Below are 12908 nucleotides of genomic sequence, written 5' to 3' on the forward strand. Positions count from 1 at the left end.
CGTGCCTTTGGCCGGGAACCACATCAGCCGGCATGGATTCCGGCCAGAACCGCGCCGGAACGACGGAGGAATGGCGGAGGTCAGGGTTGGTCAGGGCAGGCGGTGGTCAGCGGCCTGCGTCCGAATTCGTGGGTGTGAGTTCGCTTTCCAGCGTCCGGACGATGCGGTCCAGCAGGGCGTCCAGGCGTTCCTCGATGCCTCGGCCGTTGCGGACGGACACCGTCAGCTCGGTGCGGCCGCCGCATTCGGTCATGCCCATGAGCAGCGGCATGGCCACGCTGTGCTGGGGCATGACCTTGATGGCGGTGGGGGAGAAGCCCGGCACCGCGAGTTCGTCGAGGTCGTAGCGGCCCATGTGGGAGACGGTGGCGGAGGCCAGGTTCCGGCCGGTGCGCGCGCCCAGCACGTTCAGGGTGCGCAGCAGTCCCCGGCCCGCGGCCGGCGGGAGGTACTTCAGGCCGCCGTTGTCCATCTGGTTGAGTTCGCGGTTCTCCTTCAGGCCCGCGCGCTTGATCTCGTTGAGCTGCTTCCAGTCCGTGCCGGGCCGCACATCGAGGAACAGCGGCAGCGCCAGATTCGCGGTCGAGCGCAGCGTCGGGTCGTGGCGGCGGATGTCGACCGGGATCATGATGCGCGAGATCGGGCCGCCCTCGTCGGCGAGCATCGCCGCCACCCGCATTAGCGCACCCGGACCGGTCGCGTGAATGGTGCGGGCGCGCAACAGGTGCCGGTGCTCGCCGGACTCCTGGCGGCCGTGCCCGAGGGCCGAACGGAACTTCGGCAGTACGAGCGTCGGCCGTCCCGGCGCGCCGACCTTGCGCACCAATTCGGCGTCGGCGATCGGGTCGGGCGCGCCGACCGGCTCCTCGCCGCGCAGGACGCGCAGTACGTCGGTGGCCCACATGACCATGCCCATGCCGTCCATGACGCCGTGGAAGACCCGGAACACCAGGGTGGTGGGCGCGGCCGTGAGCAGCAGCACCTCCACCGTGGCCGCCGGGGTGGGACCGATCGGGCTGGTGAGGACCGGATCGGCTTCCAGCGCAGGGTATTCCAGCGCGTGGTCGACGACGCGGACGCTCGGCGCGACCCCGCTGTCGATCCACTGCTTGCCGTCGCGGACCAGGCGCGCACCCGGATTCGCCTCGGCCGCGGTGGCGACCGCACGCCGCAGCGCCTCCGCGTCGATGCTGCCCTGACCCTCCACCACGAGCTGCATCAGGAACGGCGGAGCCAGATCCCGCATGGGGAAGTAGATGAGTTCGGTGGGGGAGATGGGACGGCGGAACATGTGCCTACCTGCCTAGATCTTCTCGTTCAAAGAAACGACGCCGCCCTGGGTTTCGAGCCAGGCCAGGAAATCGGCCAGGCCGGTGTCGCGGTCCACGATCGGCCGGTAGCCGAAATCGCGGGTGGCGGCGGAGGTGTCGTAGGTGGCGGTGCGGGTCATCAGCGCCACCACGTACCGCGAGAGCGGCGGCGACCACCGGGTGGCGACGAACGGTATGCGCCAGACGGTTTCGATGGCGGCGACGATCGCGTCGAGGACCTTGCGGTTCGGCTGCCGGGTCGGCTTCGCGTAGCCGAGATCCCCGGCCACCTCGCCGAGGAAGCCCCACACGTCGGTCTGCTCCGCGTCGGCGATGAAATACGGCTTGCCGCCGACATTTTCGGAGCCCGCCGCCAGCACGCACGCCTCGACGATGTTCTCCACGTGGCACAGTGAAGCCTTTACCTGCTTGCCGTAGGACAGGTCGGGCAGTGTGCCCTCGGCCGCCCGGCCGAGCAGCCGCACGATCGGCCCGGACCGGTCACCCGCGCCCCAGATGGCCCGCGGCCGCAGCGCGCACGTGGTGAATTCCGCTGTGTTCGAGGACAGGACGAAGCGCTCGGCCTCGGCCTTGGTCTCCGAGTACAGATTCAGGTACCGGTGCGGGTAGGGCACCGACTCGTCGACGTCCACCTGATCGCCGCCGTCGCGGTCCATGAGCGCGCTCGGGCTGGAGATGAACACGAAGCGCGAGGTGCCGTTGCGCTTGGCCGCCCGCACCAGATTCTGGGTGGCCGTGACGTTCTCGGCCACGAACTGCGCCCGTGTGCCCCGATCGTCCACTCGCGCCGCGCTGTGGAACACCACGTCCACGCCCTTGGTGGCGCGTTCCAGCGACACCTGGTCGGTGAGGTCGCCGGTGATGATCTCGATCTGGTCGATCACGTCGTAGAGATCGCGCAGATTGCTGGTGGCCCGCGCCAGAATGGCCACCTCGTAGTCGCCGTCGCGGACCAGGCGGCGCACCAGCGCCCCGCCCAGGAACCCGGACGCTCCCGTCACGAGCGCTTTCACGCTGTTCCCCTTTCGCATGCCCGGGGGCACTTCGTGGTTACGCAGGCAAGCGCAGGGAGGTGGAGCGGCGCCTCCGTGCCTGACCCGGTCATGCGGCCTCCTGAGTTTTCCACCAGGTGATTCCGAAGATCTGGGTCATGGCCGCCGTCTTGACCGCCGAGTGCTCGGTGCCCGCGGTGGCCTTCAACGCGGCCGGGATCTGCGCCGCGTGCACCACGATGGACAGGAACGCGTCGATCCAGAACGCCACGCGCAGCAGCCGGTTCGCGGGCGCGCGATCGCCCGCCGCCAGCAGCACGCCCAGGGCCAGATACAGCCAGCCCAGCACCGGAATCGCCCGCAGCACAGTCACCTTCATCGTCAGTTGTCCTTTCCGAGCCGCTCCGCCGCCCAGACCGCGAGCTGTTCGCGGCCGATCTTGGCATTGTGGCGGATGTCGACCGGGAACTTCGGATGGAACAGGAACGTGGAAACCGGTGCGGTGACGTCGAATTCGGCGGCGCGCTTGCGCAACTCGGCCGCCAGCACCGCGGTGTCGGCGCCCGGCTGGGCCTCCACGCACAGCACCGGCAGCTGCGAACCCCGCGATCCGACGCCGACCAGCGCGGTCCGCGCGACGCCCGACACGGTGTTGAAGACCTGCTCGACCTGCACGCTGAACATGGGCCCGTCGGTGGTGTGCACGCGCTGACTCTTGCGCCCGCAGAACCAGATCCGGCCCTCGCCGTCGATCCAGGCCAGATCGCCGGTGCGATGCCAGATCACGTCGTCCTCGCGGATCTTGCCCGCCAGGTTCGCCGACTCGGGCCAGTAGTACCGGGTGCTCACGTTCGGGCCCGACACCACGAGCTCGCCGATGCCGCGGGTGCCCACCAGTTCCGATTCCCGGGCCTCGGCCTGGGCCCAGGTGGGGATCGGGTCGTCGGTGATGGCGACCAGCCGCGCCCGCACGCCCTCGGCCGGCCGGCCGACGCAGGTGCCGTCGCCCAGGTGGGCGCGCTCCACCAAACCGTCGAGCAGTTCCCGGGATTCGATGGTGGACATGGGCAGCGCCTCGGTGGACCCGTAGCCCGCGTACACCTCGGCGTCCTCGGCCAGCACGCGCCGCAGTCCGGCGATGCACCAGTCCGGAACGGGCGCGCCGCCGGAGTAGATGCTGTGCAGCGTCGGCACCGGCGTCTTGTGCTGTTCCAGGTGCCGCAGCAGCGGAATCAGGACGGCGGGCGAGGCGAACATGGTCTTCACGCCGAACCGGTTGAGGGCGTCGACCACGTGCACGGGTTCGGTCGAGCCGACCTCGCTCGGCACCAAGGGCGGTAGCACGCACCGGGATCCGAGCAGCATGTCCAGAATTCCGACCAGCGGCAGGGTGATCAGCGAGGTTCCCGGCTCCACCCGGCCGCGTGCGGCGTGCACCTGCTCGACCATGGCGCTGAGATTCCCGTGCGTCATCTCCACGGCCTTGGCGGGGCCGGTGCTGCCCGTGGTGAAGGCGATGAGCAGCGTCTCGTCGGCGGGCGCGGGGACGCGGTCCTTCAGGGTGAAGGCGTCGAACGGCGCGCGGTGATCGGTGGTGCGCCTCGCGGCGAGGGTGGTCAGCAGTTCGTCCAGCCGCGCGGCCACCTTGGCGCTGGCGGGCCCGGCCGTCGCGAGCTCGCCCCGCAGCCGGTCGCCGAGGCGGCCCGTGGTCGCCGGCGCTCCCCAGCTGCGCAGCGTCGGGCCGCCCCAGAACCAGCGCGGGCCGACGGTGAGAGTGACCCGCACGTTCTTGAAGTACTTGCCGAACAGCTTGCGCGCGGCGTGCGCCTGCGGAATGCCGATGAACGCCTCGGCCTCGGCGGCGCGCAGGCAGTTGAGCATCTTGCGCAGCCCCATGCCCGGGTCGATGACCACCGGGATCGCGCCGATCTTCAACAGCCCCAGCATGATCGCGTACAGCTCCGGGCTGGGCAGCACCAGCACGATGGTGCGGGTGCCGCGGCCCACGCCCTCGGCGGCCAGGTGCAGGCCGATGGTGTCGGACCACTCGTCGAGCTCACGGTAGGTGAGGTGGCGGTAGTCCGGGAGGCCGGAGGCGGTCTTCCCCGCGGGGTAGATCACCGCCTCACGGTCCGGATCGGCGGCCACCACCGCGCGGAAGCGGTCGATGGCCTGCCAATAGGTCGCGGTCGTCACGCCGCGGCTCCCGCGAGGGCCGGGAGCCGGTAGACGACGGCGGCGGCCGAGGGACCCGCGCCCGCCGCGACGAACAGGACGTCGCGGTAGGCCGCGAGCGAATCCGCCTCGGCGGCAGCGTGATACGCCAGCGACAGCGAGGCCGTGTGCGGGTCGCCCTGGGACAGGTCCGGGGTGAAGACGGCGTCGGCGGCGATGCCGAGCTCGGCGGCCAGCAGGGCCGGGAAGTCGCCGCTGGGCGTGGAAGCGATGAGGGCCGTGGTGGTCTCGTCGATGTCGCTGCCCGCCAGCGCGGCCCGGGCGGCCTCGGCGGCCAGCGCCAGCAGCCGCTCCAGGTAGTCCGGCTCGCGCTCCACGGTCATGAGCCCGCGTCCCCGATCGCCCATGGTGGCGGCGTCCACGTAGGACTCCACGCCCGGCGTGCCCTCCGCGGCGCGGGTGTACACCCGGCCGAAGCCCTCGGGCTCGTCGGTCTGCTCCAGCAGCAGCGCGGCACCCGCTGTCGCGTAGGGGAATTCGTCATCGGCGGCCGAGCGGGTCAGCGACGGGTGGGTGTCGCCGGACACGATCAGCACGTGCTCGGAGCTGCCGGTGGCCAGCACCGCCTGCGCCACCTGCACCGCGTTGAGCACGCCCGTGCCCGCGTTCATCAGGTCGAAGGAGAACGACCGCGGGTCCTCCTTCACATAGTCCAGTCCGATGCCCGCGGCCTTCTGGATGAGCGCCGACACGGCCGGCTCGACGGTATTGCTGTCGCGGAAGATGCCCGCGTTGATCATGACCCCGACCTGCCCGGGCTGCACGCCCGCGCTCTCCATGGCGCGACGAGCGGCCCGGCCGCTGAGCTCCACGATGCTGAAAGTGTCGGTGTCCCGGCTGATCCCGGTGGATTTGATGCGCACGCCCATGTTCGTAGACCTCAGACCTTCAGCGACGAGACGGTGGTGGACAGGAAGCCGCCGACGATGCCGGAGGCGGCCGGGATCATCAGGATCTTGGCGCCGGAGGCGATGTTCTGCTGGCTCAGCTGATCGTGCAGCACGATGAAATGCGAAGTGCTGGAGGTGTTTCCGTACTTCTCGATGACGTTCAGGTCCGGCGGCATGGGGTGGCCGAACTCGCGCTCGGCAATGGCGTTCATGTAGGGAATGGCCGCCGCGCCGAACTGGTGGTGAATGATGTAGTCGAATTCCTCGTCGGCGAAGCTGATTCCGCGCTCCTCCATGAAGGTGCGCTGGGTGTCGGTCCACAGCAGGAACCGCGCCTCGTTGTGCATCTTCCGGTTGTCGGTGTAGAGCGCCACGCCATTGGTCTTGTCGCTGGGCATGCCCAGGCACAGGTGCGAGAACTCCGACGCGGTGGTGAGTTCGATGTAGTGGATCTTGTCGTTGTCGTCGACGGCCTCGTCGAGCACCACGCAGGCGCCGGAATCGCCGACGGTCAGCGACGCGAATTGCAGATCGTATTTACTGGAAATCTCATTGACGGCAGTTTCCGCAATAGGAGTGATGGCCTCACCGCTGACCACGATGCCGCGTTTCACCGCACCGCTGCGAATCATGCGGTCGAGAATGTAGACGCCACTCATCATGCCCGCGCAGGCGTTCGAGAGATCGAAGGCGATGACATCCTCGCGCGCTCCGATGGCTTTCGCGATCGCGCCGGCGAAGGACGGCTCCATGTACATCTTGGTGCCGTGCTTGGAGCGGGTGATGGAGGTGGAGATGATGACGTCGAGATCGCCTGCGGCATAGGATGACCTGGACAGACTGTCCTCGACGGCCTTCATGGCCAGGACGAAGGAGTCCTCGTGGCTGTCCGGTCGGGTGTCACGGAAGCGTCGTTCCTTGACGCCTGTGATTCGCTCGAGATCGAATTCCGGAACTTCTTTCAATTGCGAAAGCAATTCGGCTGTGGTCACACGCTTTTCGGGTAGATAAGCGCCGATGGACTCGAATCGAGATTGCGGCACGGGGGACTCCTGAACTGGGAGGAAAGTGAACGTCAAGCTCGGATGCGAATGAGGCTACCCGAGAGTAACTAGCTTGGGGAACTCGAGCGTTCCGTGTGGCTGTCTGAGACGAATCGTGAACGCATGCTTAGTGTTACGTACGGTTTCGCGCAATATCGACCGCCAGCCTGCGCCCCCATGTGCGTGCTGAGGTGGGTGGTACGGCAAAGTACTGGTCGCTGGTCAATTCCTGGCTACCGACCGTTATGTGTCATCGGTATGGCCCGAGGATGACGAACCGAGGTCCCCGCTGTGAGTGAGTTCACCCGCGCGGATCACATTCTCGGGCCTCGGCCGGCCCGGCGTGGAAACTGTCTGAGCGACAGCGTATTTCGCTGGTCCGTCAGCCCCGCGGCGGAAGCCCCAGCACCGCGATGACGAATTCCACGAACAGCGGCGCCAATTCGGGTACCCGGTGCGCGCCGTCGGCCACGATGACCCGGCGGGTGCGCTCGCCGATGGCGTCGGGAATCAGGGCGAACAACTCGTCGGCGATCAGCGGCAGACTCGGGTCGTTCTCGCGGGCCTGTGCGTAGAAGACCCGGTACAGATCGGCGAAGCGATCCACCGCCAGATCGCGCAGGGCCACCGACTCCTGGTCCACCTTGAACGCCTCGACCAGCATCAGGCGCGTGAAATCCGGTTCGGAGGCCACGGTTTCGCAGAAGGTCACCACGATCGACTCGATGCGCTCGTGCGCGCCGGCGTCGGTGGGCAGCTGGGCGAGCTCCTCGGCGATGCGGGTCGCGATGATGTCGGACCCGGTCCGTACCGCCTCGACGAAGCAGTGCTCCTTGTTCCGGAAGTGCTCGTAGAAGGTGCTGCGCGAAACCCGCGCCCGCGCGACGATGTCGGTCAGCGTGGTGGTGTTGTAGCCCTTGGCCTCGACGCACTCCACCATGGCCTCGATGAGCCGGCCGCGCTGGGAGGTGAGGACGGCGTCGCGGGCGGCGCGATGCCGTTGGTCGAAGTTGGTGCGCTGCAGCATGGTCCCCTGCAATTCGTGAGCCGTCGTCCGGACCTGCCTGTCGCGCATCCATTCCCTCTCTCACTGAACCGCTGGCTCTTCAGATAGCCGTCATTATCTATGTGCGACGGCCGCGGGGGCGGGTCGGCATTGCGGGCAGCCGACATCAGTTCATTCCCCCGGCGGCAGTCGCAGCACTGCGAAGGCGAAGGCCCGCAGGTCCGGAATGCGTTGCGGCAGTTGCTCGATCTCCCCGCGCTCGATCACCCGCCGAGTGCGTTCGGCAATGGCGTCGATGATCAACGCCAGTTGTTCGTCGCTCACCGCCGGTACATCCTCGAACTCCTGCCGTGCCCGCAGATGAAATTCGCGATACAGCGAGGTGAACAGATCCAGCGACTCGTCGTGCCGCCGCACCGCCGCCCCGCCCGCCTTGAACGCCTCCACCAGCACCAGCCGCGACAACTGCGGCTCGGCCACGATGACCTCGCAGTAGGTGCTCAGTGAATTCGCGACCAGTGCGCGCGCATCCGGATGCTCGAGCCGCCCCATCTCCTCGGAAATCCGGGTGTACAGCAACTGCGCCCCGGCCTCCACCGCCGCCACGAAGCACTCCTCCTTGTTCTCGAAGTGCTCATAGAACGTGCTCCGCGAAACCCGAGCCCGCCCGACGATATCGGTCAAGGTCGTCGCGCTGTACCCCTTCACCTCCACGCACTCGCTGATCCCTTCCAGCAACCGTCCCCGCTGCGAGATCAACAACGCCTCCCGCGCGGCCCGATGCCGGTCGGTGCGGTTGTCGATTCGTGGTGACGAGGTAGGTTCCGTATCGAGGGGACGCATATGCACATCGTTGCATTAGGTCTGCAACTACCGCATCACGGCTCCGATCGCCGTGCACCTCGCCCAGGTCAGTAGGCTTGCCTGGCCGGAAAATTGGATCCTCGTCGAGCTCTTCGGTAGAAATTAGCGGGAGGATTGCTAGAAGATAGGCGGACAGGGTGCTCGAAGCGGTCGACACGATTCCCGAGCAGCCGCTGCTCGGGATGTACATGCGATATCGGCGGGAACTGTTGGGCCTGACCCAGGAGGAAACCGCACAACGCATGTTCATCAGTCTGTCCCTCTATCGAAAGCTCGAGAACGGGGAACGCGCGCTTTCACCGGAACGGCTCGAGGGCTGGTCGCGAGCCATGGAGGCCCCGGTGTGGCTGCTGCGCAAGATGGCGTCGCTGGCGCTGCCGATTCCATCCGCCGTCGAATCCGGGGTCTGGCCACCGGCGCTGCGCGCGGAGGATGTCGAACACCTGGAGGCGCTGCCGTTCCCGGCCTTCTACCACCGCACGCCCGAGTACGAGATTCTTGCGGCGAATCAAGCTGCGCGCGAAGCCTTTCCGTGGTTGCTGCCCGCGCCCGTGGACGCCGCACGGCCGGTGAACGTCATCGAGCAGATGATGACCGTACCCCTGGCGCGTGAGGTGCTGATCAACTGGGAGCTGATCGTGCACCGGCTGTTGTTCATTCTGCGGGTGAACGCGCCCGGCACCGTCGCCCCGGAACGGCTCGCGCAGATCCTGGACACCTGCCGGGTGAACCCCGATTTCGAGCGCTTCTGGACCACCGATCTCAGCGAGGCGGAGTTCAACGATTCATTGGTGCTGGTGCGGGATCCGGAGACCGGAGGCGAGATATCGCTGACCATGCGCTCCTACAACGCCTGGCATCCCGACAACTGCCCATACCAGCTGTTCATGCTCACACCGCGGACTTCCGGGACGTCCGCGGTCGACACCTTCGCCGGACGGTAGGAGCCACATGGTGGAAGCGCTCGACCTCATTCTCGAACAGCCACTGGTCGGGATGTACATGCGTTACCGGCGAGAGACGCTGGGCCTCACCCAGGAGGACGCCGCCCGGCTGATGTTCATCAGCGTCTCGCTGTATCGGAAGCTCGAGAACGGCGAGCGCGCCATGTCCGCCGACCGGATCGAGGACTGGTGTGCGGCCATGGACGCGCCGAAGTGGATGCTCGAGAAGATGCTCTCGCTCGCCCTGCCGAGGCTGTCACAGCTGGCGGTCGGGTCCTGGCCGCCCGTGCTGCGGGTAGAAGACCTCGAACATCTGGAAGCGCTACCGGTTCCGGCGTTCTTCCACCGATCTCCCGAACAGGACGTGCTCGCCGCCAATGGGATCGCGCTCGGGGCCTTCCCGTGGCTGGCGCCCGCGAGCCTCGACACCGAGCGACCGGTGAACGTCCTCGAGCAGTTCATGACCGTTCCCGAGGCGCGGGAGCTGATCATCAATTGGGAAACCGTCGTGCACCGGTTGCTGTTCGCGCTGCGGGTGCTGTCGCCCGGTTTGGTCGCCCCCGAGCGGTTCGAGCAGATCCTCGACAGCTGCCGGACCAATCCCGACTTCGAGCGGCTCTGGGCCGCTCCTATGAGTGAAGAGCTGTACAACGATTCGTGTGTGCAGGTCCGCTTGCCCGGGATGGACGCCCCCATGCGGTTCACCATGCGCCACTACAACGCTTTTCACCCGGAGTGCGGCTACCAGCTGTTCATGCTCACGCCGCGCAGTCCAGAGACCCCCACGGTCGACCCGCTCGTGATCGACTGACCCAGACGCCCTGGTCAGAACAGGTGCCCCAAATCGTGCCGGTTCCACGGGTTGACCGGCACCGCAACCGGATCGGATGCTGATCCGGCGAGATCACTTGCTGCCCGATCCGATTCCGTTCCTCCGGATCGGGCAGTCGTGTGTTCGCCGCACCTATTCCCATTCCGATGGTGGAGTTCGGAGGGGAATCTCCACCCGGGGTGGACGGGTGTGATTCGGTGGCCGCCCGCCGAAGGGGGGCGGGCGGCACCGGATTCGTTCGGGAGCTACGAAGACGTATCAGGCCTTGGGGGCCACGTACTTCGGGAACACCACTTCCGGCTCCGGCAGGGTCGTGCCCGGCACCAGCGGGGTGGCGATGTCGGCGAAGTTGCGGTCGGTGACGCCGAGCAGGTCCAGGATCTTGCCCCCGGAGGCCGGAATGACCGGCTGCACCAGGATCGACACGATGCGCAGCACCTCCATGGTCACGTACAGCACCGTCGCCTCGCGGGCCACGTCCTCGGGCGTGCCGGACTTGGCCAGCGTCCACGGGGCCTGGGCCGAGAAGTAGCGGTTGGTCTCGCCGAGGGTGAGCCACAGCTGTTCCAAGCCGAGATGGATCTGCTGCTGATCGAATTCGGCGCGGACCTTCTCCAGCAGGCCGTTCGCGCGCTCGAGCAGGGCCTTGTCGTCCTCGGTGAGCTCGCCCGGGGTCGGCACGACGCCGCCGAAGTCGCGGCCCACCATCTTCAGGCAGCGCTGCGCGAGATTGCCGTACTCGTTGGCCAGGTCGGAGTTGATCCGGCCGATGATCGCCTCGTCGCTGTAGGACCCGTCCTGCCCGTAGGAGATCTCACGCAGCAGGAAGAAGCGCACGGCGTCCAGGCCGAAGGTTTCGACCAGATCCATCGGATCGACCACATTGCCGACCGACTTGGACATCTTCTCGCCCTTGACGTTCACGAAGCCGTGCACGAAAACCCGCTTGGGGAGCTCGATTCCGGCGCTCATCAGGAACGCGGGCCAGTACACGGTGTGGAACCGCGAAATGTCCTTGCCGATGATGTGCAGGTCCGCGGGCCAATACTTGCGGAACGAGGCCGAATCCGTGTTCGGGAAGCCCGCGCCGGTGAGGTAGTTGGTGAGCGCGTCGACCCACACGTACATGACGTGCTCGGGATGGCCCGGCACCGGCACACCCCAGTCGAAGGTGGTGCGGGAGATGGACAGATCCTTCAGCCCGGCCTTCACGTACGAGACGATCTCGTTGCGCCGGGTCGCGGGCGCGATGAACTCCGGGTGCGTCTCGTACAGCTCGAGCAGCTTGTCCTGGTACTTGGACAGGCGGAAGAAGTAGTTCGACTCCTCGGTCCACTCCACCGGGGTCTTGGTGTCGGTGGAGACGCGGGTGCCGTCCTCGAGGACGGTGGTCTCCTCGTCGGTGTAGAACGCCTCGTCGCGCACCGAGTACCAGCCCGCGTAGGTGTCGAGGTAGACGTCGCCGGCCTCGACCATGCGCTCCCAGATCGCCGCCGACGCGGCGAGATGGTCCGCGTCGGTGGTGCGGATGAAGCGGTCGAAGGAGATGTCGAGCGCCTTGTCCATCTTCTCGAAGACATCGGAGTTGCCGGACGCGTACTCCTGCTCCGACAGCCCGGCGGCCTTGGCGGCCTGCTGCACCTTCTGACCGTGCTCGTCGGTGCCGGTCATATAGAACACATCGAAGCCGTCCAGCCGTTTGAAGCGGGCCAGGGCATCGGAGGAGATGTACTCGTAGGCGTGCCCGATGTGCGGGACGCCGTTCGGGTACGCGATGGCCGTGGTGAGGTAAAAGGCGGGGCGTTCGGATGCGCTCATGGTGTGTCTACTCTATCTGCGTGTCCTTCGTCGCTCGCGTGAATATCCCCGTCCATGAGTAGCCGTCGGCCCGCGCCCGAGCCGCCGCAGCCGCTGTCGCCGCTCATCGACGCGCACACCCACATCGACGCCTGCGGGGCGACCGATCCGGAATCGGTTGCGGCGCTGGTGGAGCGGGCCCGCGCGGTCGGCGTACGCGAGCTGGTGACGGTCGCCGACGATCTCGAGGCCGCGCGCTTCGCGGTCAAGGCCGCGAACTGGGACGATCGCGTGTACGCGGCGGTCGCGCTGCATCCCACGCGCGCCAACGCACTCGACGACGCGGCCAAGGCCGAGCTGGAACAGCTGGCCGCGGATCCGCGCGTGGTCGCGGTGGGGGAGACCGGACTCGACTACTACTGGCCGGGCAAGCTCGAGGGCTGCGCGGACATCGAGGATCAGGTCGAGGGTTTCCGCTGGCACATCGATCTGGCCAAGCGGCTGGGCAAGCCGCTCATGATCCACAATCGTGAGGCCGATCACGACCTGCTCGCGGTGCTGCTGGACGAGGGCGCGCCGGAGACGGTGATCTTCCACTGCTTCTCCTCGGACGCGAACATGGCGCAGGCGTGCGTGGAAGAGGGCTATGTGCTGAGCTTTTCGGGCACGGTCAGTTTCAAGAATGCGCATGAATTGCGCGAGGCCGCGAAACTCGTTCCGGACGAACTGATTCTGGTCGAGACCGATGCGCCATTCCTGACGCCGCACCCCTTCCGTGGCGCGCCCAACGAGTCGTACATGCTGCCGTTCACGGTGCGGGCGCTGGCCGAACTTCGGGAACAGGATCCGGTGCAACTCGCCAAGATCACTACGGCGAACGCCAGGCGAGTGTACGGAATCTGATCTACCGCACCTTTTTTCGCGTTCGCACGAATCCTGTGTGTTCGCGACACGAGTTGTGATGGTGTGGCACG

Annotated in this window: 12 protein-coding genes; 3 read left to right on the forward strand and 9 right to left on the reverse strand. The window is 67.0% G+C overall.

The features are described 5' to 3' along the window. Nucleotides 1-106: 106 nt before the first annotated feature. The 8 genes from GPX89_RS38065 to GPX89_RS38100 form a co-directional block, all read right to left on the reverse strand. Nucleotides 107-1291, reverse strand: coding sequence for a peptide synthetase (locus tag GPX89_RS38065; protein ID WP_157392599.1), 1185 nt, complete (start codon nucleotides 1289-1291; stop codon nucleotides 107-109). Between the two features lie 12 nt (nucleotides 1292-1303). After that, a complete protein-coding gene (locus tag GPX89_RS38070; RefSeq protein ID WP_328602769.1) occupies nucleotides 1304-2344 on the reverse strand; it encodes an NAD-dependent epimerase/dehydratase family protein in 1041 nt (346 codons plus the stop codon). Nucleotides 2345-2432: 88 nt separating this feature from the next. Further along, entirely contained in the window at nucleotides 2433-2702 is a 270-nt protein-coding gene (locus tag GPX89_RS38075) for a hypothetical protein (protein ID WP_198347784.1), read from the reverse strand. A gap of 2 nt (nucleotides 2703-2704) precedes the next feature. Then, nucleotides 2705-4519 (reverse strand): fatty acid CoA ligase family protein, encoded by a 1815-nt coding sequence (locus tag GPX89_RS38080; protein WP_157392601.1) that lies wholly within the window; start codon nucleotides 4517-4519, stop codon nucleotides 2705-2707. After that, the gene (locus GPX89_RS38085; RefSeq protein WP_157392602.1) at nucleotides 4516-5427 is read right to left on the reverse strand and encodes a beta-ketoacyl-[acyl-carrier-protein] synthase family protein; all 912 of its coding nucleotides are present in this window, start codon (nucleotides 5425-5427) and stop codon (nucleotides 4516-4518) included. Before GPX89_RS38085 ends, GPX89_RS38080 begins: the two co-directional genes overlap by 4 nt. 11 nt (nucleotides 5428-5438) lie before the next feature. Continuing rightward, nucleotides 5439-6491 (reverse strand): 3-oxoacyl-ACP synthase III family protein, encoded by a 1053-nt coding sequence (locus GPX89_RS38090; protein WP_328602770.1) that lies wholly within the window; start codon nucleotides 6489-6491, stop codon nucleotides 5439-5441. Nucleotides 6492-6873: 382 nt separating this feature from the next. Further along, complete coding sequence (locus GPX89_RS38095) at nucleotides 6874-7566, reverse strand: TetR/AcrR family transcriptional regulator (RefSeq protein ID WP_157392603.1); 693 nt, start codon at nucleotides 7564-7566, stop codon at nucleotides 6874-6876. A gap of 102 nt (nucleotides 7567-7668) precedes the next feature. Continuing rightward, nucleotides 7669-8340 (reverse strand): TetR/AcrR family transcriptional regulator, encoded by a 672-nt coding sequence (locus GPX89_RS38100; protein ID WP_157392604.1) that lies wholly within the window; start codon nucleotides 8338-8340, stop codon nucleotides 7669-7671. 158 nt (nucleotides 8341-8498) lie between these two features. On the opposite strand from GPX89_RS38100, the gene GPX89_RS38105 reads away from it, so the two are divergent. Next, nucleotides 8499-9305, forward strand: coding sequence for a helix-turn-helix domain-containing protein (locus tag GPX89_RS38105; RefSeq protein ID WP_157392605.1), 807 nt, complete (start codon nucleotides 8499-8501; stop codon nucleotides 9303-9305). A gap of 7 nt (nucleotides 9306-9312) precedes the next feature. Further along, a complete protein-coding gene (locus tag GPX89_RS38110; RefSeq protein ID WP_157392606.1) occupies nucleotides 9313-10116 on the forward strand; it encodes an MmyB family transcriptional regulator in 804 nt (267 codons plus the stop codon). 279 nt (nucleotides 10117-10395) lie between these two features. Here the strand turns inward: GPX89_RS38110 and metG are convergent, their stop codons facing one another. Beyond that, a complete protein-coding gene (gene metG / locus GPX89_RS38115) occupies nucleotides 10396-11955 on the reverse strand; it encodes a methionine--tRNA ligase (protein WP_157392607.1) in 1560 nt (519 codons plus the stop codon). Nucleotides 11956-12009: 54 nt separating this feature from the next. Between metG and GPX89_RS38120 the strand changes: the two genes are divergently transcribed. After that, entirely contained in the window at nucleotides 12010-12837 is an 828-nt protein-coding gene (locus GPX89_RS38120) for a TatD family hydrolase (RefSeq protein WP_157392608.1), read from the forward strand. Nucleotides 12838-12908 lie beyond the last annotated feature (71 nt).

Origin of the sequence: Nocardia terrae (assembly GCF_009760405.1) — a bacterium.
Classification (GTDB): domain Bacteria; phylum Actinomycetota; class Actinomycetes; order Mycobacteriales; family Mycobacteriaceae; genus Nocardia; species Nocardia terrae.

Bases quoted from the DNA above. Each gene is read 5' to 3' on its own strand.
- GPX89_RS38065 (WP_157392599.1), bottom strand. From the start codon at position 1,291: ATGTTCCGCCGTCCCATCTCCCCCACCGAACTCATCTACTTCCCCATG.
- GPX89_RS38075 (WP_198347784.1), bottom strand. From the start codon at position 2,702: ATGAAGGTGACTGTGCTGCGGGCGATTCCGGTGCTGGGCTGGCTGTAT.
- GPX89_RS38085 (WP_157392602.1), bottom strand. From the start codon at position 5,427: ATGGGCGTGCGCATCAAATCCACCGGGATCAGCCGGGACACCGACACT.
- GPX89_RS38095 (WP_157392603.1), bottom strand. From the start codon at position 7,566: ATGCGCGACAGGCAGGTCCGGACGACGGCTCACGAATTGCAGGGGACC.
- GPX89_RS38100 (WP_157392604.1), bottom strand. From the start codon at position 8,340: ATGCGTCCCCTCGATACGGAACCTACCTCGTCACCACGAATCGACAAC.
- GPX89_RS38110 (WP_157392606.1), top strand. From the start codon at position 9,313: ATGGTGGAAGCGCTCGACCTCATTCTCGAACAGCCACTGGTCGGGATG.
- metG (WP_157392607.1), bottom strand. From the start codon at position 11,955: ATGAGCGCATCCGAACGCCCCGCCTTTTACCTCACCACGGCCATCGCG.
- GPX89_RS38120 (WP_157392608.1), top strand. From the start codon at position 12,010: ATGAGTAGCCGTCGGCCCGCGCCCGAGCCGCCGCAGCCGCTGTCGCCG.